The organism is Rhodococcus sp. (in: high G+C Gram-positive bacteria), assembly GCF_049299235.1.
Classification (GTDB): Bacteria; Actinomycetota; Actinomycetes; order Mycobacteriales; family Mycobacteriaceae; genus Rhodococcus.
This window is the reverse complement of record NZ_JBAQXC010000311.1, coordinates 15,767-38,576: the sequence shown is the minus strand read 5'-3', so window position 1 is coordinate 38,576 and position 22,810 is coordinate 15,767. Positions and strand designations below refer to the sequence as shown.

At 66.3% G+C, this 22,810-nt stretch carries 16 protein-coding genes and 2 pseudogenes; 3 read left to right on the top strand and 15 right to left on the bottom strand.

What is annotated here, in order from left to right:
* Positions 1-16: 16 nt before the first annotated feature.
* From WAX14_RS19210 to WAX14_RS19170, 9 genes are all read right to left on the bottom strand, one after another.
* Complete coding sequence (locus WAX14_RS19210; protein ID WP_422629641.1) at positions 17-1,336, bottom strand: pyridoxal-phosphate dependent enzyme; 1,320 nt, start codon at positions 1,334-1,336, stop codon at positions 17-19.
* Positions 1,333-2,841, bottom strand: a complete 1,509-nt coding sequence (locus WAX14_RS19205; RefSeq protein ID WP_422629640.1) for a Y4yA family PLP-dependent enzyme — start codon at positions 2,839-2,841, stop codon at positions 1,333-1,335. Before WAX14_RS19205 ends, WAX14_RS19210 begins: the two co-directional genes overlap by 4 nt.
* Entirely contained in the window at positions 2,838-4,391 is a 1,554-nt protein-coding gene (locus WAX14_RS19200) for an ATP-binding cassette domain-containing protein (RefSeq protein WP_422629639.1), read from the bottom strand. The genes WAX14_RS19205 and WAX14_RS19200 overlap by 4 nt, the downstream gene beginning before the upstream one ends.
* Entirely contained in the window at positions 4,388-5,245 is an 858-nt protein-coding gene (locus tag WAX14_RS19195; protein WP_422629638.1) for an ABC transporter permease, read from the bottom strand. The genes WAX14_RS19200 and WAX14_RS19195 overlap by 4 nt, the downstream gene beginning before the upstream one ends.
* Complete coding sequence (locus WAX14_RS19190; RefSeq protein ID WP_422629637.1) at positions 5,242-6,282, bottom strand: ABC transporter permease; 1,041 nt, start codon at positions 6,280-6,282, stop codon at positions 5,242-5,244. Before WAX14_RS19190 ends, WAX14_RS19195 begins: the two co-directional genes overlap by 4 nt.
* Positions 6,279-7,955 carry an ABC transporter family substrate-binding protein gene (locus WAX14_RS19185; RefSeq protein WP_422629636.1) on the bottom strand — a complete coding sequence of 559 codons (1,677 nt, stop codon included), beginning with the start codon at positions 7,953-7,955 and terminating at the stop codon, positions 6,279-6,281. The genes WAX14_RS19190 and WAX14_RS19185 overlap by 4 nt, the downstream gene beginning before the upstream one ends.
* 141 nt (positions 7,956-8,096) lie before the next feature.
* The gene (locus WAX14_RS19180; protein ID WP_422629635.1) at positions 8,097-9,041 is read right to left on the bottom strand and encodes an esterase/lipase family protein; all 945 of its coding nucleotides are present in this window, start codon (positions 9,039-9,041) and stop codon (positions 8,097-8,099) included.
* Between the two features lie 152 nt (positions 9,042-9,193).
* On the bottom strand, positions 9,194-9,937 hold the full coding sequence (locus tag WAX14_RS19175) for a hypothetical protein (protein WP_422629634.1): 744 nt from the start codon (positions 9,935-9,937) through the stop codon (positions 9,194-9,196).
* A 47-nt stretch (positions 9,938-9,984) separates the two neighbouring features.
* Entirely contained in the window at positions 9,985-13,116 is a 3,132-nt protein-coding gene (locus WAX14_RS19170; RefSeq protein WP_422629633.1) for a DEAD/DEAH box helicase, read from the bottom strand.
* 186 nt (positions 13,117-13,302) lie between these two features.
* Between WAX14_RS19170 and WAX14_RS19165 the strand changes: the two genes are divergently transcribed.
* Positions 13,303-13,455, top strand: coding sequence for a hypothetical protein (locus WAX14_RS19165; protein WP_422629632.1), 153 nt, complete (start codon positions 13,303-13,305; stop codon positions 13,453-13,455).
* Between the two features lie 76 nt (positions 13,456-13,531).
* Here the strand turns inward: WAX14_RS19165 and WAX14_RS19160 are convergent, their stop codons facing one another.
* Positions 13,532-14,170 (bottom strand): hypothetical protein, encoded by a 639-nt coding sequence (locus WAX14_RS19160; RefSeq protein ID WP_422629631.1) that lies wholly within the window; start codon positions 14,168-14,170, stop codon positions 13,532-13,534.
* A gap of 59 nt (positions 14,171-14,229) precedes the next feature.
* Here WAX14_RS19160 and WAX14_RS19155 point away from each other — a divergent pair.
* Positions 14,230-15,293, top strand: a pseudogene (locus tag WAX14_RS19155) (3'-5' exonuclease); the annotation flags it as partial.
* Between the two features lie 27 nt (positions 15,294-15,320).
* Here the strand turns inward: WAX14_RS19155 and WAX14_RS19150 are convergent.
* From WAX14_RS19150 to WAX14_RS19135, 4 genes and pseudogenes are all read right to left on the bottom strand, one after another.
* Entirely contained in the window at positions 15,321-16,157 is an 837-nt protein-coding gene (locus tag WAX14_RS19150; RefSeq protein ID WP_422629651.1) for a type II toxin-antitoxin system HipA family toxin, read from the bottom strand.
* A 96-nt stretch (positions 16,158-16,253) separates the two neighbouring features.
* Positions 16,254-16,562, bottom strand: a pseudogene (locus WAX14_RS19145) (HipA N-terminal domain-containing protein); the annotation flags it as partial.
* A complete protein-coding gene (locus WAX14_RS19140) occupies positions 16,559-18,289 on the bottom strand; it encodes a DUF262 domain-containing protein (protein ID WP_422629630.1) in 1,731 nt (576 codons plus the stop codon). The pseudogene WAX14_RS19145 and the gene WAX14_RS19140, both read right to left, overlap by 4 nt.
* Positions 18,290-18,457: 168 nt before the next feature.
* Positions 18,458-19,390: an HNH endonuclease gene (locus WAX14_RS19135; protein WP_422629629.1), complete on the bottom strand. Its 933-nt coding sequence runs from the start codon at positions 19,388-19,390 to the stop codon at positions 18,458-18,460.
* 173 nt (positions 19,391-19,563) lie between these two features.
* Here WAX14_RS19135 and WAX14_RS19130 point away from each other — a divergent pair, with 173 nt between their 5' ends.
* A complete protein-coding gene (locus WAX14_RS19130; RefSeq protein ID WP_422629628.1) occupies positions 19,564-21,405 on the top strand; it encodes a plasmid pRiA4b ORF-3 family protein in 1,842 nt (613 codons plus the stop codon).
* 213 nt (positions 21,406-21,618) lie between these two features.
* Here WAX14_RS19130 and tuf read toward each other — a convergent pair whose 3' ends face one another.
* Complete coding sequence (gene tuf, locus WAX14_RS19125; RefSeq protein WP_422629627.1) at positions 21,619-22,809, bottom strand: elongation factor Tu; 1,191 nt, start codon at positions 22,807-22,809, stop codon at positions 21,619-21,621.
* Position 22,810: the final 1 nt, after the last annotated feature.

Here is a 22,810-nt window from a genome sequence, read left to right as displayed (position 1 = left end):
GAGTCCTTTCGTGGTGTCAGACGAGGGGAGCGCCTGCGTCACGCCAGGCGATGACCCCACCGGTCAGACTTCGAACATCGGTATGCCCCATCCGGTGCAGGGCCGCGCAGTACCTGGCCGACTTCTCGCCAACGGGGCATACCAGCAGAACCTTGTGGTCCGGTCCCACCGGCAGGCCGCCGCGCAGCAGTTCACCGAACAGTTCGTCGACGATGTTCACCGAGCCCTCGATGTGGAGGGCGCCGAATGCGAAGGAACTGCGCAGATCCACGATCAACGGCGATTCCTCGTCGATCCATTGCCGGGCCTCGCGGACCGACAGCGATGGAGCGGCGGCCACATCATCGTCGGAGAGGGTTCCCATGGCGTCGTGGCGGGGAGGCTGCTTCAGCAGTTCGGGCCGACGCTGCCGCACATACGACATGTAACTCTCCACCCGGTCGCACACGATGAAGACGGCGCTCTGCCGCTCGCCGGTGCCGTCGAGTTCCGCGTCGAATTCGGCGAGGTGTCGTACCGCGCCGAAGTAGGCGGCGCCGCCGGTCGGACCGGCGAGCATCCCACAACGACGGACGAGGGTGAGCATTCCGTCGATGGCCTCGTCGGCGCTGACCGCCTCGATGCGGTCGTAGTTGTCCGGGTCGAACAGGCCCACCTCGTGGACCTCGTCGATGTTGCGGATACCGGGAATGAAGTCGGTCTTGTGCGCGACCAGTCCGAGTACCCGGACCCGTGAATCTGCTTCGCGCAGAACCCGTGCGACGCCGGTGGATGATCCGGCGGTTCCCACGCACGCGATGAAGTGATCCGGTGCCCCGTTCAGATCCCGCAGGATCTCGGGACCGGTCCCGTCGACGTGCGCCGCGATATTGCGTTCGTTGAAGTATTGGTCGGTGTGGAAGTATCGCTCACTGTCCCTGGAGATCTCCCGGTGGATCCGGGCGAGCGGGTCGTCGGTGTCGGTGGGGTCGAGGCACTCGGCCTGTCCCGGCAGCTCCTCGATGTCCGCGCCGAGCAGCAACAGCAGGTCCTTGATCTCCGGCACCTTCATTCGATTTGTCACCGACTTGAACCGGAGACCGTGCATGCCGGAGATGACGGCGAGCGCCTTGGCGGTGTTTCCGCTGGAGAGTTCGATCATGGTGCGGTCGCCGTCGGTGGCGTCGGCGATACCGGGTTCGACCATGGACCAGGCAGCCCGGTCCTTCACCGATCCGAAGGGGTTGAGCATCTCCATCTTGGCGTAGAGGTCGATGTTTCGCAGACCGGTGACATCCGGGGCGATCCTAACCAGCGGCGTGTCGCCGATGACGTCGATGATGCTGTCGTACTTCACTTGTCCTCCTTGTCTGCGGCGGGTGCGCGGACCGGCCAGTGCTCGTCGTCGAGCTGCCAGTGCCATCCTGTGTCCTCGCGGGTCAGCGCCACCTTCCGTGCGACCGGCTGATCGAGCGCATGGTCTGCGCTGAAGTCCATGAAATAACCGGCGGTGTTCGGGAACGCCAGCAGATCGCCGACGCTGGGCATACTGCGGAACCAGATCTTTCGGCGGCTGATGAAATCTGCTTCCAGGCAAAGGTTCCCGATGAGATATGCGGATCCGGGGCCGTTCGCGCTGCCGTCGGCCGGAATCACGACCGGGTCGAGGTGCACGCCGTGCTCTTCGAGGCCGACATCACCCGCATTGAGGTCGAGCCGGACGAAGGCAGAGTTACCGTCCCCGGAGGGCCGCACCTCCAGCACGCGGGTGAGCACCAGACCGCATTGATCGAGCAGTGCCCGGCCCGGTTCGATCCATACCTCGTGCATACTCTCGAGCATCGCTCGACCGAGCGGGAGGCCGAGGGTCGGCGCGCGGGTTGCCAGTAGTTCGGCCAGGTAGGCGGGTCCGGTGGTCGGACGATGAGCGGGATAGAGACCGATGCTGCCGCGCAGCCGGCCGGATTCGTTGCGCAGTCCGTATCCTGCCCCCTGCCACGTGACTGGATCGCGTTGTCCCAAAGTTGCTTCCGCAAGAGCGCTGGTGAACGCCTCCCATTCGGACCCGTCCGCGAGATAGTTGACTCCGAATCCCCCACCGATGTCGACCACCTGCGGGCCGTGGCCGTGGCGCCTGGCTTCGCGCAGTGCACGGATGCAGGCGTCGAAGGCACGTGCCTTCTCGCCGATCGTGATGGTGTCGAGGTGGTAGGCGAAACCCACGAGCCGGACTACCGTGCGAAGTCGATCGAGCGCGGCGAACACGTCGCCCAGGCGCTCCGTCGGCACGCCGAATCGGGACGGCCGGGACAGTACCGTCGTTCCCGACACGGTGAACCCGGACAGCCGGACGAGCACATCGACGGGGCCGAGCCCGTGCCGGGTGGCAATGTCGCCGACGAGATCGAGTTCGGCGATACTGTCGACGTTCACCGTCACCCCGGACCGCAACGCGAGCCACAGGAACTCGGGTGACTTCGGGCCGGTGGCCATGATGCGGCCGGGGGCGAATCCCGCGCCGAGCGCGCGCTGAAGTTCCCCTGTGGACGCCACGTCGATCCGTGCGTCGGTGGCGGCCAGTGCCCTGACCAGTGCGGCGGAACGATTTGCCTTGTGCGCGTAGTAGAGGGTGCCGCTGACGCCCGTGTCCCGGAGAACGGCACCGAATTCGGTGACGTTCTCGGTGACCTGCTGGGGAAGAACGATGTTGAGTGGGGATCCGAGTCCGTGCACGAGAGAACGCAGGAGAGCACGTTCCCCGAGCAGTTCCGACATGAACGGTGAGATCAGGGGAGTCAGGGGAAGCGGATCATCCGGCCGTGCCGGGGCGGGTACTGCGGGTGGTGATGTAGTCGAGTTCACGTCCGTGTCGGCTCCTTGCAGTCGGTGTTGTCGCGATCGAGAATCTCGGTGTCCACGCCGGATTCGGTCGTCTCGGCCGGCGCCATGACGCGACCGCCCGGCAGGGTGACGATGCGATCGGCATGGCGTTTCATCAGTGGAAGGTCGTGCGAGACCATGAGATACGCGAGACCGAGGTCGTCGCGAAGCCGGTCGAGCAGCGTCATGATCTCGGTCCGTAGGGGGGCATCCAGCGACGACACGGGTTCGTCCAGGAGCAGCAGTTCCGGCCCCGGTGCGAGGGCCCGCGCGATCGCCACCCGCTGCTGCTGGCCACCGGACAACTGCCGCGGGTAGCGGCGGGCGATGTCCGGTGCGAGACCGACGAGACCGAGCAGTTCGGCGATGCGGGATGCGGTGGCGGGACGTCGCATCACCCGGAGTGGTTCCGCGACAACAGCGTCGACCCGCATCCGCGGATCGAGCGAGTCGCCGGGATCCTGGAAGACCGCCTGCATTCGTTCGCGCACCGTCGCCCGTTCACGACGGGTGAGCGTGGCGAGGTCCCGCCCGAAGACGGCGACCCGACCCTGCTCCGGTCCGCGAAGATCGAGGACGGTGTTCACGATCGAGGACTTACCGCTGCCGGATGGGCCGACGAGCGCAACCGCTTCGCCGGCCTCGACGGTCAGCGACACGTCGCGGCACGCGACCACGGTGTCACGGCGACGAAGCGCCCGAGGCGCGGCGTGCGTGACGGTGAGGCCCTGCACCTCGAGGACGGGCGGGCCGAAGCGCCGGGACGTCGCCGCGACAGTGCCGATCGCCGCGACAGTGTCCACCGCAGCGGGCGCCGCCGGGCGGTGGGGCCGGAGCCGCCCATCCTCGATCGAGACCACCCGATCTGCGAGTCGTGCGACCACCCGGTCGTCGTGGGAGATCAACAGCATCGCGATGTTTCGTTCATCGAGCAGGTTCTCGAAGAGCGTGAGGATGCGGCCGCCGACCTCGGTGTCCAGTGCGCTGGTCGGTTCGTCGGCGATGATCAGGTCGGGTTCGCCCGCGATCGCGAGCGCAATGCACACCCGTTGCCTCATCCCACCGGACAGTTCGTGCGGATACGCGTCGACGGTACGCCCCGGATCGGGAAGTTCCACCCGGCGAAGCAGGTCGATCGCGACACGGCGTGCCGTCGCACGATCCAGATCCCGATGCAGGCGAACGGTTTCGACGATCAGCGAACCCACTGTTCGGGTGGGGGTGAGCGCTCCGAGCGGGTCCTGCGCTACGAGCGCGATGCGGGAACCTCTGATCCGGCAGAACCCCGGCTCGTCCAGGGTGGTGAGTTCGATACCGTCGAACTCCACGGATCCGGTGACCGTTGCGGCGGGCGGAGTCATGCCCATGACGGCCGAACAGGTCATCGACTTCCCGGACCCGGATGCTCCGACAAGACCGAGGACCTCGCCCCGGCGGATATCGAAGCCGACGTCCGTCACGATGGGCGCTCCGGCAACAGCGACGGCGAGGCCACGGACCCGCAGCAGCGTGCCGGTGGGCAGGTCGGTCATCGGGTCGCCTCCTCGATATGTCGGCGCACGCCTTCCCCGATGAACCCGACCGCCAGGACGGTGAGAACGAGCGCGGCCGACGGGGCGAGGAACGTCCACGGATAGGTCACGGCGGAGGTGCTCCCGGCGGCGATGAGGGTGCCGAGCGACACGTCGGGCGCCTGGATTCCGAAACCGAAGTAACTGAGGCCCGCCTCGGCGATCACCGCCGTCGCGACACTGAGAGCACAGTCGATCGCCAACAGCGCGAACATGTTCGGGATGAGATGGACGCGGAGGATGTGCCAGGTGCTCGCGCCCATCGCACGGGATGCGCGGACGAAACCACTGACACGTAGGGTCAGGGTCCTGGTCCGGACGACCCTGGCCGGCAACATCCAACCGAGCGCCGCGACGGCGAGCACCAGCCACAGCCACGACCGCCCCACGAACAGCGGTGACAGCACCGCGATGACCAGGACGGACGGCAGAATCAACAGAGTGTCGACGATCCACATCAGTGCGGTGTCCGGCCGGCCACGCAGATACCCCGCGGTACCGCCGATGACCGCGGCCAGCGCGGTGGACACCACCGCCGCGAGGGTCCCGATCAGCAGCGACTTCTGGAGTCCGTGCAGCGTCTGGGCGAGGACGTCCTCACCCAGACGCGCGGTTCCCAGCCAGTGTGTTCCGTTCGGTGGTTCCAGGATCGCAGTGTGGTTCTGGGTGTCGAACTCGTGCGGATGGAGAACTGGGCCGACCACCGCGACGAGCGTGATGACGCCGAGCATCGCGGCACCCGTCAGCGCAAGTGTTCGGCCACCGATTGTTCGGCCACCGATGCCGTCGAGCGGGCGGGCGGCAGTGTGGGTCACGTGACTGCTCGCAGTCGGGGGTCAAGGATCGCGGAGGCGATATCGGACACCCATCCGGCGAGTACCACCAACGCGCCGAGCACCAACGTCACCGATGCGCACACCATCGCGTCGTGGTCGTGGACTGCGGTGAGAATCCAGTCGCCCAGCCCGTACCAACCGAAGATCCGTTCCGTGAAGACACCGCCTGCGATGTGGACCCCGAAACTGAACGCGAAGAGCGCCAGCAGGGGCACCACAGCGGACCTCAGTCCGTGTCGGTGAAAGGCGGCACGACGGGACAGGCCGCGGGCACGGGCCGATCGGACGTATCCGCTGTCCGCGACGTCCAACGCCGCGGCGCGCTGATACCGACTGAAAAAGGCGATCTGCGGCAAGGCAATACAAAGGGTGGGCAGGATCAGATGCTGCACGCGGTCCACGACCGAGGCGAATCCCGTTGCGGTGGAACCCGCCGTCTTCTCCCCGGAGAAGTACAGAATCTGTGTTCCCGCGAGCTCGTTGACGGGGAGCCACATGATCTTCAGTAGTGTGCCCAGCACGAACACCGGCACGGCGAGAACGATCAGTGTCCAGAGCATGGACACCTCGGCGCCGCCCCTTCGTGTGGACAATGCACCGCGGACCCCGATGACGATGCCGACGACGATCGCGATGGCCGCGCCGATCAGATATAGCCGCAGACTCGTTCCGGTTCGGGTGATCAGTTCTCCGACGATCGGGCGCCCGCCGACGGTGGTCCCGAAGTCACCGGTGACCATGCCGGACAGCCAGATCAGGAAGCGAACCGGCACCGGGTGGTCGAGGCCGAGTCGTTCCGCCTGCGCGTCGACCACGTGTTGCGGTGGCCGCGGCTGCCGGGAGGTGAAGGTGGACAGTGGATCGAATGCCCACGACGCGAGACCGAACGTGAGGAAGGTGGCTCCGAGGCAGAGACCGAGACGGCCGGCGAGTCTCCGGGAGAGGTAGGTGATGGTGTGGAGATGCCGTCGGCACGGGCGATGTCTGCGTGCACCGACGGCATCTGTCGGCGTCATTGCTGCCAGCCGGCCTTGTCGAATCCGTAGGCACCCAGTCCGCGGGCACCGTAGTTGGCAAGGTTCTCCCGTACGGCGTAGGCACCGGAGTCGGTGTACAGCGGCAGGTGATGCGCGTGTTCCCAGGCCAGTACGTCGATCTCGTTCGCAATCTCGGTACGACGGTCGGCGTCGAGCGTGACCAAACCCTCGTCGTACAGGATGTCGATCTCCGGGATGTACACGCGACCGAAATTGCTTGCCGGGTCGTCGGATTCGGGTTTCGCGAACACCGGACGGTCGTGTGCGAACGGAGACGCCGACTTGGTCCACTCGAACGCAGCCAGATCGAAGCGGCCGGGAATCAGGTTCTGGTCGTAGAACTGGTCGGGGGACAGCGATCGCACCTGGACGTCGACGCCCACCTCCGACAACTGGTTGCGGATCACGGCGGACACGGCGTTCCCGACAGGCGTGTTCTGTGCGATCAGTTCGAGCTGCAGCGGCGTTCCGTCCTTGGATCGGGTGCCGTCGCCCGATGCGATCCAGCCCAGTTCGTCGAGGGTCGCCTCGGCGGCCTCGGAGTCGAACGGCAGCGCCGACGAATTGTCCCGCCAGCCTGCGTCGGTCGGGGGCAGAATGTGGTTTCCGGGCGGCGTCGCACCCGGAACGATCTGCCCGAGCAGGACTTCGGAAACCGTGGTCGGATCGACCGATTGTGCGATCGCCCGGCGCAGTTGCTCGTCCGCGAGGAGGCGGCCGTCACCGCCGTTGAAGGTCAACTGTCCGGCCTTGCGTTCCGGTGCCTGCCGGATCTCGACCCCGCTGATGCCCTGCGCTCGGGTGAACAGGTCGATGTCGGCGCCGATCGGATAGAGATCGATCTCGTTGTTGGCGAGCGCGTCGGCGCGCGCGGAGGAATCGAGAGCCCGGAACACGATGCGATCGAGTGCCGGACGCTCACCCCACCAGTCGTCGTTGCGCTCGACGACCACGGTCTTCGCGGTCTGGTCGATCTCCGACACGGTGAACGGGCCCGCGGTGATCGTCGGCCCCGACAGCCATCCGCTGTTGAAGGTCTCGGCGTTGGTCGAGACTTCCTTCGGGACAATCAGATTGAACAGGCCCTGCCATTCGGCAAAGGGCTCGTCGAAGGTGACGACCGCCTGCTGGTCGGAGGCGCCACGCTCCACGGAGCCCACGGCGTCGTAGCCGACGTTGCTGTACCCCTCGTAGGCGGGATCGTCCCCGCCCAATGCCAGCACCTGTGCGGCGAGATCCTCCCAGTCGAGTGCCCGTCCGTTGGACCACTGCGCACCGTCGGCGATGTCGTAGGTGACGGTCTGCGGGTCGGACGAGGTGAGTTCGACCGAGGAGAAGAAGTCCGCGGCTCGCTCGTGCGCTCCGTCGGCGCCGTCCCGGAATGCGCTCGGCAGGATCGCTTCGGCGAGTTGCCAGGTGACGACGCGGGCGCCGTTGAGTTGGAGCGGGTTGAAGTTGGTGGGGAGCGCATCGACCGGGATGCGCAACTCGCCACTGCCGGCGAGGGAGTCCACCGGCTGCGCGTTGATCTCCTGACCGCCCGACTCGACGGGGTGGGATTCGTGCGATACGGCGGAAGTGCAGCCCGCCAGCAGCACCGGCAACGCGAGAAGTCCGGCAAGCAGTGGCCGGAGCTCGGTTCTGATCGTCATGTGCCCTGTCTTCGTTTCGGTGGTGAACTCAGCACAGGTTATTGGTAATGACCTTCATTTCCAATAACCTGTGCTGGTGATCACACACTCGAACGAAGGCTCACGGTGCGCACCGACGAACCCGACGATCGGATCAGTCGGCTACCCGGTGAACGGAGGCACGAACATGCACGGCACGTCCCGCGGATGAGCCGGGTCGAGTGCATTGAGGACCATGTACGCGGCCCGTTTCGATCCGGCGATGCCGGCATGCTCCGAGAAGTCCTGCGCGCACGTGTCCTGCACGACAATGTTGGTGACGTCGAATCCGGGAGGCCCGGGCACCTGCCCCTGATGCAGCGCGATGGCTTCGTCGTAGCGGGTGGAGATGTTCGTGTACGTCACGCCCTCGACATAGGGGGTGCCGCCGGAGTTGATCTTCTCCATGAACTCCGCGCCCAACGCCATCTGCCCGCAACCCCGGCACATCGGCAGCGACGTCTCGGGCACACCGAGGCGCGCGGCGATCGCAGGCAGTGCGTCGACGCCGCCTGCCGTCAAACCGAGCCACGGCGGGGCGATCGACACATAGTTGCCGATCGCCGCTTCACCACCGAGATGCTTCATGTAGTACGTGGGTATCAGCGTGCCCTGCGAATGCCCGATCACGTCGACTGTCGGCGATCCGGTCGCCGCCCGCACCCGGTCGACGAAGGTCGCGAACTCGGCGGCACTGTCCTCCAGTGGCTCCATTCCGCCGATCGCGGAGATCGGCCACGGCGCACCGGGAATCGCGCCGTAGGTGAGCGCGAACACGCAGAAGCCCTCGTTCTTCAGCATCGGAACGTAAGCGCCCCAATTGGTTTGCGCGCCACCTCCAGTTCCGTGCATGAGCACCACCGGTCGCGGATGCTCCGCGGACGGCGTGCACTCGAAGTCGTTCGATCCGGGTAGCGACCCGCCGGGGTTGCTCAGCTCGTTCGGGATACCGGCGAAGAAGTTGTAGTTCTCGGGCAGCGGCTGGGCCTGCGCTCCACCTGCGCCGAACGGCAAGGCCAATGCCAGCAGCGACAGGACGGTCGCCGCAGCACGTGATACTCGGTGCATTCCACCTCCAGTTGGGGACGGATCGGAAGCTACCAATCACATGCTTGGTTGCGCAGGAGATTCGCGCCGGACGCGTCGACCGAAGGCCGCCCCCAGAAATGCTGCTCGGTCGATCATCGGAGCGTGCGGGTCGGAGGCGCCGGTGCGTCCCCTCACCGACCGTCGTCGTTGCCACCGGTCAGCACATCTCCGATCCGGCGAGTGAGGACCGCAACGGCCTCCTGCTGCCATTCGGGATCGCGAAGTTTCACTCGCACTGCCTCGTTCACACCGGCGGCGAGATCCTCGTTGACCGCCAACGCACGCAACTGGTGGTGGCCGAGTTCGGCTTCGTCGACGCCGGCGGGCAGTTCGAGTGCCCACCACCCGCTGCTGCGCAGCGCGACCCAGGGGTCCGCGGGATGCGGGGCCGACGCGGCGACCGCGTACGGGGCCAGCAGTGCGGCGAGTTCGCCCCGAACTTTCGACAGCGGAACGGGATGGCGTTGCGGGTCGGGGCCGCCGACCGCCCACCGCAGCACGACGAACTTGTAGGCGGCGCTGCGGCCACCACGGGTGAAGGTCTTCAGTGTCTCGAGGTCCCACAGCAACCCGCCGCGCGCATGCTTACCTCCGTGGTCGACGACGAACCCCAACCCGCACAGGCAGTCCACGACCGTCGCGAGACCACCGGAGAACTCGGAGTTGTCGACGAACCGTCCCGTCGCATACCCGTGGGCAACACCGACGATCGCCGTGGAGTCGTAGAAGCGGCCCTGGTACACCAGCCGGAAGTTGCGTGTCTCCCCGAAGCCGCGGCGTCGCAGAAACTCCGCCTGCCCCACATCGTCGTACTCGGCGATCGCCTGCAGCACGGACTGCCTGGTCACCGATTCGAGGTTCACGGGTGTCGACATGGACTGCACCGTATCCGCACAGAACCTCACAACTGTGCGTCGGGTCGCTACATGCCGGGGCGCACCGCCGAGTGGCGTGCCAGTTCCCGGGCGAGCACATCGAACCGGGGGTGGCGTGACCATGCGGCGTGGTCGCCGATGACGTAGAGCCGCCGTTTCGCGCGGCTGATCGCGACGTTCGCCAGATTGGGTTTGGATGCCGCCCAGCGTTTCGCACCGTCCTTGCCGGGATCGCCGCCGAGGACGAGGAACACGACGTCGGCCTCTTTGCCCTGCGCTTTGTGCACTGTGCCGGCCGACAGTCCGCTGTACTGCCGTTCGAGGACGGCGAGTCTGCTTGCGACCTGCCGGAAGGGGGTGATGACGATGACCTCGCTCATGTCGTGGCCGTTCTCGCGCAACCAGTCGAGTCTCTCCACGAGCAGGTCGTGTTCGGCACGGACGTAGTGGCCGGACGACGGCCCCGTCACGTCCATCCACCGCGACGACGGCAACGACCCTTTCGGGGTCGAGTCACCGCCGTGCAGCATGGTCCCGTCGTAGGCGATGGTGTTGACGATCGAGAACATCGGCTCGTCACAGCGTCGGTGCACCCGCAGTGGTGCACCGACCCAGATCGGTTCTTCCGCGCCGGGAAGGGTGGTGCCCCACCGGTTCAACCGGTCGGCACCGGACTGCGCCGAACCGCGCGCCGGGAGCCATTGTTCGGATACTCCGAACGTGGCGCGCACCGCTTGCTGTGCCCGGAACGGCAGCGTGACAACGGGTTCGAGCTGCAGCGGGTCACCGACGACGACGGTGCGTCTGGCCCGCCAGATCGCACCGACCGGGTTCTGCGGGGTGGACTGGCCAGCCTCGTCGATGAGCAGCCAGCCGAGGGATTCGCGTCCGAGCCCACGGAAGCAGCGGTCGAAGGACGCGAAGGTGCTCGAAACCAGTGGGACGACGAAGAACAACGCCCGCCACGCATCCGCGACGGCCTCCGCGTCGAGGCCGGTCGGCGCACCGCCCGCGACGACGTCGATCGCGCCGTGCAGGCTCTGCCGCATCTGCTTCGGTACATGTGCGAGGAATGCGCGGTGCAGGGCCAGCGCCGCGAGGAACAGCCGCGAACGTGCCTCGGCCACCTCGGGATCCGACCACGGTGCCGTGAACTCGCGCCCCGCCGCGTCGGTGTGCCAGTCGATGCCGGGCATTGCCGTCCCCCAGCGGTCGCGGTACCACTGCAGTGCGGCGTCGAGGTGGTCGAGCCGGGCCTTGATGTTCCGGTGTTCCCGTTCGAGGGGTTCGAGCCGGACCTGCGCGTCGACGAGGGTGCGCTGCCGCTGCTGGTGCGTGCCCCACGCATTCCTGTATGCGGCCTCCCACCGGTCGAACGCCTCGGCAAGTTGCTGATGCCGTGTCCGCCACCTTTCGCGGTCGGCGCGCGCTGTCCGCCCGATGCGCCACCACGACGGTCGGGTGCGGTTGTGGTCCTCGATTTCCGCGGCGACACCATCTCGTCCCTGCCGCATCCGGTCGACGCCCACGCGCGCGATCTCATCGGAGCGTTCGGCGTCGCGGACCGCGGCGGTGGCGGCAGCGAGCCACGGAGCAAGCGCGGCACTCCGGGCGCGGAGTGTCGCCGCCTCGGTCAGGGCATCGTGAGCCTGTTGCCGCTGCGCGAGCAGGTCCTCGACGCGTGCCCGCGCAGCTATGTACTCGGATCTCTCTTCATTCCAAGAGCGTTTGGGTGCAGTAGATTCCAGTTCCTTGAGGATCGATTGGAGTCCGCGTCGCCGCTCCACCGGAGTGTCCTCGTCTCGCGGCACCTTCCCGTCGAACCACAACGTATCGGTGAACCGGGTTCGGTACGATTTGCGGCCGAGTCGAGCCGCAGTCAACGCCCACGCGCCCTCCCCGTCGGGGAGGAGGGCGGTCGCGATGTCACCGAAGTAGTCGACGTCGAAGGCGGACCTGTCGATCGCATCTGCGGCGGGCATCTCGTGGCTGATGTTTTCCACGGCACCGTTGTTGGACGAGGCGACGACGATCTCGAATCCGTGGAATGCGGGGGTCCACCGCTGGACGATGCGGGGGTAGTCGCCGCTCTTCCACCGGTGCGGGGTGGCGGCGAACGCGTCGGTGGGCCGTTCCAAGCCTGCGAGCCGGTTGGCTCGTTCGACGACGACCGCGGCGACGATGTCGCGCAGCAGCGTCGATTTGCCGGTGCCCGGTGGCCCGTTCACTGCGAAGATTCCTGCGCCGGCGGCGAGTTCACCCATGATTGCATTCACCGCGAACTGTTGCCCGAGAGCGAGCGGATGGGTCGGCTTGCTCGGCCACCGACCGAACGGCGTGGCACCGGGCCGACATCCGTCGAGGGAAGCAGCGGGGTTCAACCGGACGTCGACGCGGCGGGTGAGGTCGAGTTCGGTGTCCGCGGACAGGTACTGCGCGAGGCCTGCGCCGATGTTCCCGACCGCGACCTCCGCCGCGACGAGGTCGAGATCGGCGGCGATGAAACTGTTGAGGAAGTCCGTGCCCTCGACGCCGTCCGATGCACGAACTTCGACGGATCGGATACGGATCTCCGTGCAGTCGACGAGATCGTCGACGCCCAGCAGGTCCGCCGTCCGCACCCGCAACACGCGCAGGGTATCGGTGTCCAGTGGTGCCCGACCACCCATGTCGACGTCGACGGACTGGACGTCGTCGACGATCTCCTCGAACAGTGCCGCGGCGGCGCCGAACCCGTCCAGCCAGGCTGGGTTGCTCGGTCCAGGGCTGCGGGTGCGGCCTGCCGCCCACGCCAACCCGGACACGATCGCCGTGCCGGGAAGATACCGGCCGTGCTCGTCGAGCGCGATCGCGGCGAGGGCGCAGTCCCCCGCCGGTCTCGGATCGAAGTTCTCGGTGCTGGGGTCGAGGATGCCGTCGACAGCCACCCACACGTCGTCGATCCGGTACACCCCGACGTAGACGACATGCTGGCGCTCGTACCCGCGGCGTGACGGCGCGCTCAGCCGGTGTCCCGTCTCCCAGGGCAGCGGCGCCCCCGACCTGACGACCTCGACCGGTGTATGGGCGTCGAACCGGTCCACCTTCGGCACCGTCTGCGGGCTGAACAACTCGATCGCCCGCCAAAACGCCACGATGTCGGCCTTCGCCTTGCAGTCCCCGCCCACCCGTTCCCCCATTTCGTGCCGTGTTGCCGATCACCACGACAGTATTGGGTTGCGCCGACGGGTGTCGTCGCGCCTGGGCGCTGGTCTGGAACCACTCCGACGGTGGGCGCATCCTCACCGCTGACATCCGGCGCGTGTCGTACTCGTGATCTATCTTCTCGAGCAAACGATCTGACGCCACACCAGAGGAGACACGAGATGACGAAGTGCCCAGCAGTCGGCACGGAAGGTGAGCTCGAGTTCGTTGACGGATACGAGGACTGGTACGTGAACTGCCCAGAATGCGGTGCGCGGTGGGTAGGCGGCGGCCCCGTCCTCGTCGACCACGAGGATCGGCGCCTCGGGCGATGACGATCGGTACCGCGGACACGCTGGTCATCGCAGATCACCGATCCGGGCGGGATCGTCATCGTTCCGCCGCGCCTGGTCACACGGCCGGCAGCAGCGACACCACCCGGTCTGCATCGGTGTCGTCGACGTTGACCACCGTGCACCCCTCCTCGGTGAGGTCTGCGTCCCGCTCGGCGTCGTCCCCGTCGACGAGGACGATCCGAACGTCCGGCCACACCGCGTCGACGGGCCAGTAGTTCACGCCCAGGTCGACACCGAGTTCGGGCTTGACGACGCCGCGCAGCGACAGTTCCAGCAGCAGCTCGACGACGGACTGCGAGGTGCAGACCAGCTCCGTAAACGACCTCACGGGTCGACTCGACCTCGAATTCGGCAAAGTCGACAGTGCCCCCTCGCGGGAGAGCTGCTCGTGGTGCCGTTCGTTGCGGAACGAACGCAGGCAGCCGTAACAGGAGGTTTCGATGCCGCAGTCGCATCGGGTGAAGCGGTCGACTGCGTACTGGATGGACGGTGCGGCGAACACAGCGGACTGCCGAGAGTCGGAGAATATCAACAGTTTCCGAACCTCGCCGACCTCCTCGACAGAATCTTCGTCGACGGGCGGCAGGTATTGGTAGAGCGCGGTGGTGATGACTGCGGGCGCCGCGTTGGTGTCGGTACGCAACCGGCGGATCACTTGCCGGGCACGCGCACCGCATTCGGTGCGCTTGCTCATCACGCTGGGTGCGAACGGCGTGCTGACGGACCCACAGTACCGGACCGCCCGGGCAACCCGCCCAGTCGGTGTCGAGCGGCCTCGATGCTCGGATCGCGACACCCGGATTCCTCGACAATGAGAACGTCGCAGTGATTCTCGCAAACAAGGTGACGACTCTCGAACAGTACGCGAAGGTCGCGCGGCCCGGTCGCGGGGTGCGGCTGAGCCGGCCGCAGCGCATCGCCGTGTGGAAACTCGTCGAAGCGTACCGGCGGCAGAGCCGGATGGCCGGCAGCCTGAGCTTCCCCGAAATCTTGGCGTTGGCCGCCGAACACATGCGGCTGCGCGGCGAATCCGGCGGCAGCCACGTGGCGGACCACGTGATCGTCGACGAGGCGCAGGACCTACACGCCACCCACTGGGCGCTGCTGCGGGCCCTCGTCGCAGAAGGGTCGAACGACCTGTTCATCGCCGAGGATTCGCACCAGCGGATCTACGGTCAATCGATCGCGCTGTCCCACTTCGGAATCAAGATCGTCGGGCGGTCGCGACGGCTGACATTGAACTACCGGACCACCGCGCAGAACCTGCACTTTGCGGTCAGCATCCTGTCCGGCGCCGAGTACAAGGACCTCGAGCAGGGTGAGGAATCCACCGCCGACTACCGGTCTGTACGCCTCGGATCGAACCCGCGGATGCTCGAATACACCGATGCAGCAGACGAACTCGACAAGGTCACACAGGAAGTTCGTGCCTGGCTCGACGCGGAGATCGACCCGTCCACCATCGCCGTCCTTACTCGCGGCAAGAACGACCGCACCCAGTTCGTTCGCACCCTCGGTGGCCGCGGCATCGACGCCCGCGCCCTCGACGACAATCTCGCCACCAGCGGGCACGTGCAGGTGCTCACCATGCACCGGTCGAAGGGCATGGAGTTCTCCCGCGTCGTCCTCGCCGGTATCGACGCCACCCACGTCCCCTCCGCCGCCACCCTGCGATATCCGTGCCCGAGGAGGAGCAGGGCGAGGCGGTGCTGCGAGAGCGCTCGCTGCTGTACGTCGCGGCAACCCGGGCGTGGGACGAGCTGGTGGTGACGTGGAGCGGGAGGAAGTCGGAACTGTTGGGCACTGCTCCCGCGTAGCCGGGGCGCGACGCCGCGGTAGACAAGCTACCGCGGCCGACCACCCATCAGGCTTGTCGCCCTCTCGACCACTGCCCCGCCGATCGCGTCTCGGATCGATGGCGCAGCGACAAGTTCGTTCGCGAAACGCGGCCACGCTTCCACCGTGCTTCTCACTGTCTGCGCAGCGATGTCCGCGAGATCGAGCCTGGTCCCGAGTTTGTGCTCGAATCGGTCGAAGTGATGCACCCGGACCGACTCGAAGCGCCGCGACCCGGCGAACTTCAGCCCGAGATCCTCCGCGGACCCGTCGGGACGATACGTCTCGGTCGAGACGATGTCGTACGCCGGCGACAAGGTCGGTACCCGTCGATCGCGGTAGATCAGCGACCAGTTCTTCAGGTGTGCATCACCGTTTCCGATGAGCACGAAGAAGGTCAAGCGGCGCACGAATTCCCTCAGCGCCACCTCGTCGTGGCCGCGATACACCAGGCCCGCAACGGTTTCGTAGTTCCCCTCGTACTTGCTCACGGGATAGACGCCCCGCACCTGTGCGAGGTCTTCGATGTGCACCCGCTGCCCACCTTCGGGCCGGTCGAACCTGCGCACCGCGAACGCCCACTGCTCGGTGCCGGGCCACGCCGATGGGGGTAGCTCGTCGATCTCGTCTCGATGGACCAGAACGACTTCGGGGACCTCGATCCCCACTGCCCCGGCGAACCGCATCATCGTGTACTCGTTCAGGGGCACGTGCCGAAACACCGCGTCGGGTAGCTTCATGATCCAGTCACCACCCGCACCGGAAGCGGGGCAGGTGAACCGATTGCCGGACCGCAGCATCGAGAACTTCAGTCCGACCCCCGCGAGTGAGAACCTCCAACCCATGCGACCTTCTCGCGTACCCTCTGCCACGACATTCGAGATATCCGGTACCGCAAGATCGTCCGCGGATTCCTCCGGCGCAGGAAGGACGCGCACCGCTCCCGGCAAGTCCTGTCCAACCTGCGCAAGCAGCTCCATTTCACGGTCCGGCGACACACGTCGCTCGGTCGCGATCCATGTCCGCAGCACACCTTCCGGCAAGAGGTTTGAGAACCATTGTGGCAGTTGAAGGTTAGCTGCAACACGGCTGTAGATGTTGTGCTCGAAACGCAGACCCAGCACCGGTCGGTGCGCGTCCTCCAAATACGCATCGGAGAATTCGAACCATGTGTAGTTGTCGTGGTGGTGCAGAAATCCGACACGCGTGTCGTACAGCCACACCCCATGACGCGTCACACCGGTATTCATCCGCCGAATCCGGATACCGTGTCGTCTGCGTTCAACTTCTCATCGTCCGGATCCTCAACCTCGAGGTCGTCCATTACGTACCGGTCGAGCGACACCGTGTCCTCGAATCCGTACTCCCAGCGTGTGTCGAGGAACTTTTCGACCACAGCCCGAATCTGTACCGTGCGTGCCCGCACGAACGCACGGTTGTCGCCCGCCGCGATAGCGTCGGCGGCAACCCTGTCGATCGCGTGCGAGGTCAGCATCGCCGTCCACAGGTGTGGGTCCGCTCCCAGCGGAGGACCACCCGCGAGGATCGCGGACACTTCCGACGGTGCCGCATCCAGACCCGGCGCCAACAGCCAACGTCCCGCCGAACCCACCTCGTCCGCGGACAGCACTCCCCGAGAGATCACGGCGGTCAACGCCGGTCGCGGGGTCCGCGCCTCCCCCAACGCGTCCGCCAGGTCAGGTTGGTCCAGCGACTCCAGTGTGCGCAGCGATCTAGGACCGCTCGACCACATCGAGCATGCGATGATCTTCCCGGCCGCGTGATTTGTCCGAAATCGGTGGACATCCGGATACCCCGCGCGACCCGGCAGCCAATGGAGCAATTGCCGCATCGTGGCGTCCAGATCGCTCGGAATCACCTGACTGCACAACGCCCGGACCGTCTCCGTGGTCGACCCGGTCGGACCGACGGCCGCGGCCCGCCAGAACCACCGCCGCAGCAGTTGACGCTCCCGCGCCCCGGACATGTCGTGATGCGCGAAGACCCTGGTGAGAACCACCAGCAGGTAGCGATAGGGAAGAAAGGCGAAATGCGGTACGCCCGCGTCCTGCTGCAGGAACCGCACCGCGTGTTCGAGAGCGACCTCCGCCTCGTGGTAGGCGGTCTCCACGCTTTCACGTGCGAACTCACCCGCGCCGCGACGATCGTAGAACTCGATCCGGATCTCTCTGGTGATGTCGGCCCCGCGCCGTGCGAGTACCGCCCGCAGAATCGTGTCACCGTCGACAACCCCGAAGTCCAATCGGTCGTCGAGTGCGGCCGCGATACCCGCGATCGATCCCGCCGTGGTGTTCTCCTCCTGCGCCCCCGCGGGGTGAAGCGCGGCGAATACCTCCGCGCGGGTGAGTCGCTTTCCATAGTTGTTCAACCGGTCGAAGATGTCCCGCAGGACCTCTTCGTCGTCGGTCACCACCACCGACGCCGGGACCTTTGCCTGCCGGATCGTCTTCGCGATCGCAGATGCGGCCTCGAAGTACTCGGCGGCCTCCGGTCGATCCCGGAACCACAGCAGCAGCTGCTGAAGATCGAAAAGTACGGGCAACGGGACAATCGTGGAGTCCAGGTTGGGCCGTGTGCGGACCACCCGCCCGTCAATCAGGTTGACGCTCAGTGCAAACCGGTCATCGACGGCGCCTGCCGCGGACAACACATTCGCCAGGGCGGTCACCCGCTGCTGTCCGTCGACCACCCACAGTGCCCGGTCGGTGGCGGGGGCATCGATGTCCAACGCACCGACCCTCAGACGTTCGCGCTCCGCATGACGCTCCCACAGCAGCAGGCTGCCGAGCGGATACCCTCGAAGGATGCTGTCGAACAGCCGCCGCACGTCCTCGAAGCCCCACCGCAGCGGGCGCTGAAACTCGGGGATTCGAATCTGTCCGGACCAGACCTTTCCGACCAGGTCCTCAACCTCGAACACCGTGGCCGTCGGCCTCGCACCCAGGCTCACCGTCACGATTTCCCCTTCCGCTACGCTCGGCCGCCAGTATCGACTACCAGCGTATGCGGTGGCGGCCCGAGAACGCTCACGCCGGATGTACACGGCTGATGCGGTCGATTCCGAGGCGGACCTCGCGCCGGAGTCTATCAATGCACAAGTAGGACTGCCGCATGGACGTGCTCCCTACCTTGCCTCGCGGAACCTCTCGTAACTCACTGCCAAAAGCTCCCGATCGGGCCTCTCGGACCGGATGGCCGGCACCACCATCAGCTTCTGCCCGTGTCGTTCCTTCAGCCCGTGTTCGAGCATCGGACCGTCGATCTCCTCGAGCAGATCCCGGCGGATCTCGACGACGAGGTCGGGTGTGACACCGAGGATGTGGACGTCGTATGCGGCGTGGTGGATCTTGCACATCGCGAGCCCGTTCGTCACCGATGCGATGCCGTCCGCGTCGGAGTCCGGGATGATGTGTGCGGCATCGAGCAACTCCCCGTGCGCCAACGCGCAGACCGCGCAACGGGTCTCGTAGGCGCGCATCACCGTGGCCCGGAACACCGGCTGGTGCAGGCGACGTTTGGTTTCCGTGATCACGTACCGACGCAACTGCGACTCGGCTGCGGTGTCCGGCCGGTGCAGATCACGCGCGACCTCTGTCGCGACGACGAACTGATGCCTGTCCGGTTCCTCTGCCACGAGGTACACCGGATAGATGGGCTGGAACGTTCCGACGCCGACGCCGTAGAACCAGATCAACGGGACACCCTGATTCATCGCGTTGCGCAGGCCCCGGTTGTCCATGTGGTCCGGGTCGGTCCCCGACCACTTGTACCGGAGGAAACCGTCGTTCCCGACCTCGTCCTCGTATGGCCGCTGGGCGCCGACGGGACGGTAGGTGGTGCTGATCGACAGCGCCGCCGAGATCTCCTTCGGTTTGCGGATGCCCCGGGTGCGGTCGACGAGTTTGAAAGGCCGTCCGTCGATCGTGAAGTCCTCGAGGTCCGTTCGGGTGATCGAGTCGAGTCCGTCGTTGGTGCGCACGGTCAGCCAGGCCATTGCCTCGCGACGCAGCCGGGCATCGAACGACTCTCCGCCGTCACCGATCGAACCAACCACCACTGCGCACTTCCTCGTCTCGACAGCCGTTCCGTCGCAGAGTAACGAAACACCCGGCCACCCGAATCTGCCGGGCACGGTCGTCGTCGGATTGCCTCACCCGTCGATCGACGCGACCGATGCCGGCGCATAGGGTCGACGCCGACGAAATGTTCACAGCGAAAGGACCGCTGCCCATGTCCGGTACGAACGACGCTTCACGCGGGCAGAAGCGCGCCGCGAAGTCCAAGAAGCGTGAGCAGAAGCGGCACGGGACAGTAATTTCACTCGACCGCGCCCGCCGGACCGCGGTCGACGAGTACGAGCGGATCGTTCCTTCCTTCCACAGCTGGCTGCTCGACTCCGACATGCACGTCGACGAGGAGGTCGCCACCACCATCGTTCTCGCCGTCGCAGAGGCGCTGGCGATGCTCGACCCCCGCGCGAGCGGGTTCTCGGCGACCGCGTGGCGCCCGTCGGACATCGAGTTCCTCTTCACCACACTGCCCGACGATCCGGACGAAGCCGACGATGCCGCGATTCAGATCGCCGGCGCAGTAGCCGCGTATTTCGCATTCCTGGGTGAATCAGACCTGTGGACCGGGTCGGACGAGGATCTCATCTCGTGCGGCGAGACTCTGACCGACTACGTCGAGTTCGACGACGAGATGTCGCCGCTCGAGGTGCCACCGTTCGAGGTGCCGGTCCCCGACATCGATCCGGACGTAGAGCGCGCCGCGTTGGCCGCTCTCCCGATCATTGCCCGAATGTCGGCGCTGCTCGACTGGATCGGCAGGTCCCGGCCGGTCACCCCCACCGGGGCACTCAAACTCGCTGCAATACCCGAGGCGGCCGCGTTGTTCGGGCAGGCGGTGACCACGGGCCGTGCGGCGAGCCAGCCCGGCTTGTTCGGCGACTCCGACGCCTCGGATGCCGAGCCGGTGCGGGTGCAGTCCATGTGGGAGGTGCCGGGCCTGTCCGAGGCGTGGGCCGTCGCAGTCAGGACCGACCTGCTGCGCACCGGATCGACGGTCGCGAAACCCGGTCCTGCCGCGGAACTGTGGCGCAACCCGGATGCCGACCCCGACACCTATCTCGAGACGCTACGGAATGTCGTCGCCGCCACGATCTCCGCGCGGTTCGGCCGCAGCGACACCGGCCTCCGCGGTGACTTCACCCAGATTTTCGACGACGCCGCCATTCAAGTAATGGTGATGGGATTCGGGGATCATCCCGTACCGGCCGACCCGGACGTGCGGCGCGCCGCCCTCGAATCGGCACCAGAGGGACTGTCCGACCTCCTCGAGGTCGCGCTCGGCGAACGTATCGACGCGCTCGTCGCCGACGGACTTCTCGACAACACCGACGTCTACCGGGTGCCGGATGCGCTCAAACCGGCGGTGCATCGGGCGTTGAGCGTTCTCGCCGGGGAACTCGTCATCACCCGGCCCGGCCCCCGCTACACGATGAAGGTGTCGCTGCTGGACACTCAGCCACCGGTGTGGCGGCGGCTCGTCGTCGACAGTGGCATGACCTTGCCCGACCTGCACGACGCGATCCAGACCGCGTACGCGTGGGACGACAGTCACCTGCACCGGTTCGACTCGGGTCGCTCACGGGTGAAGGGACGCAGCTATCTGCCCGCCGATCAGATCGATGACGGCGGGTTCTTCGACAGCAACACGGTCGTCGAGGATGCTGTCGCCATCGCCGAGGCTCTGCCGAAGGTCGGCTCGAAACTGACCTACCTGTACGACTACGGCGACGGCTGGGAACACGAGATCATCGTCGAATCGATCGGTGAGATCGACGAAAGCTCTCCGCGCGCAACATGTATCGCCGGTAGCGGCATGGCCCCGGTCGAGGATTCCGGCGGGCCGTGGGGCTGGTCGCAACTGGTCGCGACCGCCAACGATCCGAAGTCGGAGGGTTACGAGGAGATCCGGGAGTGGCTGGGTGTCGCGGCCGGAGAACAGATCGATCCGACGATGTTCGACGTGAACGAGGCGAACACGCGGCTACGGCGGCTGTTCCGGTAGCCGGTGTCGTCCCGGGGAGTAGTCGCCCGCCGTAGAAGTCGTTCGAGCAGCTCGTCGCCGCGTCGCGTCGGAAAATGTGAGGCGAATCCGCGGGTCAAGGCCCCGTGTGCCGTTTAGGCCGCTCCAGCAGCCCAAACGGCACACGGGCGCGAAGCGCGCGATGGCGCCCACTCCCGGAGGAGTGAGCGCCATCGGGCGTCAGTGAAAACTAGCTCACTTGATGATCTTCGTGACGCGACCGGCGCCGACGGTGCGGCCACCCTCGCGGATCGCGAAGCGCAGGCCCTCGTCCATGGCGATCGGCTGGATCAGAACGACCGACATCTCGGTGTTGTCGCCCGGCATGACCATCTCGGTGCCCTCGGGAAGGGTAACAACGCCCGTCACGTCCGTGGTACGGAAGTAGAACTGCGGACGGTAGTTGTTGAAGAACGGCGTGTGGCGGCCGCCCTCTTCCTTGTTGAGGATGTAGGCCTGGCCCTCGAACTCCGTGTGGGGAGTCGTGGTGCCCGGCTTGACGACGACCTGGCCGCGCTCGACATCTTCACGCTTGATGCCACGAACCAGCAGACCGACGTTGTCGCCGGCCTGGCCCTGGTCGAGCAGCTTGCGGAACATCTCGATGCCGGTGACCGTGGTCTTGGTCGAGGTCGTCTTGATGCCGACGATCTCGACTTCCTCGTTCACGTTGACCACACCGCGCTCGATGCGGCCGGTGACGACGGTGCCACGACCGGTGATCGTGAAGACGTCCTCGACGGGCATGAGGAACGGCTTGTCGGTCTCACGGACCGGGTCCGGGATCGACTCGTCGACCGCGTCCATCAGAGCCTCGATGGACTTGACCCACTTCTCGTCGCCCTCGAGCGCCTTGAGCGCCGAGATCGGGACGACCGGGGCGTCCTCGTCGAATTCCTGGGCGGCCAGCAGCTCGCGGACCTCCATCTCGACGAGCTCGAGGATTTCCTCGTCGTCGACCATGTCGGCCTTGTTCAGGGCGACGAGGATGTAGGGCACGCCGACCTGGCGGGCGAGCAGCACGTGCTCACGCGTCTGCGGCATCGGGCCGTCGGTGGCGGCCACGACCAGGATCGCGCCGTCCATCTGGGCGGCACCGGTGATCATGTTCTTGATGTAGTCCGCGTGACCAGGAGCATCGACGTGCGCGTAGTGGCGCTTCTCCGTCTGGTACTCGACGTGGGAGATGTTGATCGTGATACCACGAGCCTTCTCCTCGGGAGCCTTGTCGATCTGGTCGAACGCGAAGCTCTCGTTGAGGTCCGGGTACTTGTCGGCCAGCACCTTGGTGATCGCAGCCGTGGTGGTCGTCTTGCCATGGTCGACGTGACCGATGGTGCCGATGTTCACGTGCGGCTTGGTCCGCTCGAACTTCGCCTTCGCCACT

Excerpts from the sequence above, each read along its gene's own strand:
- WAX14_RS19200 (WP_422629639.1), bottom strand. The coding sequence starts at position 4,391 with ATGACCGACCTGCCCACCGGCACGCTGCTGCGGGTCCGTGGCCTCGCC.
- WAX14_RS19190 (WP_422629637.1), bottom strand. The coding sequence starts at position 6,282 with ATGACGCCGACAGATGCCGTCGGTGCACGCAGACATCGCCCGTGCCGA.
- WAX14_RS19185 (WP_422629636.1), bottom strand. The coding sequence starts at position 7,955 with ATGACGATCAGAACCGAGCTCCGGCCACTGCTTGCCGGACTTCTCGCG.
- WAX14_RS19180 (WP_422629635.1), bottom strand. The coding sequence starts at position 9,041 with ATGCACCGAGTATCACGTGCTGCGGCGACCGTCCTGTCGCTGCTGGCA.
- WAX14_RS19175 (WP_422629634.1), bottom strand. The coding sequence starts at position 9,937 with ATGTCGACACCCGTGAACCTCGAATCGGTGACCAGGCAGTCCGTGCTG.
- WAX14_RS19170 (WP_422629633.1), bottom strand. The coding sequence starts at position 13,116 with ATGGGGGAACGGGTGGGCGGGGACTGCAAGGCGAAGGCCGACATCGTG.
- WAX14_RS19165 (WP_422629632.1), top strand. The coding sequence starts at position 13,303 with ATGACGAAGTGCCCAGCAGTCGGCACGGAAGGTGAGCTCGAGTTCGTT.
- WAX14_RS19160 (WP_422629631.1), bottom strand. The coding sequence starts at position 14,170 with ATGAGCAAGCGCACCGAATGCGGTGCGCGTGCCCGGCAAGTGATCCGC.
- WAX14_RS19150 (WP_422629651.1), bottom strand. The coding sequence starts at position 16,157 with ATGGGTTGGAGGTTCTCACTCGCGGGGGTCGGACTGAAGTTCTCGATG.
- WAX14_RS19130 (WP_422629628.1), top strand. The coding sequence starts at position 19,564 with ATGTCCGGTACGAACGACGCTTCACGCGGGCAGAAGCGCGCCGCGAAG.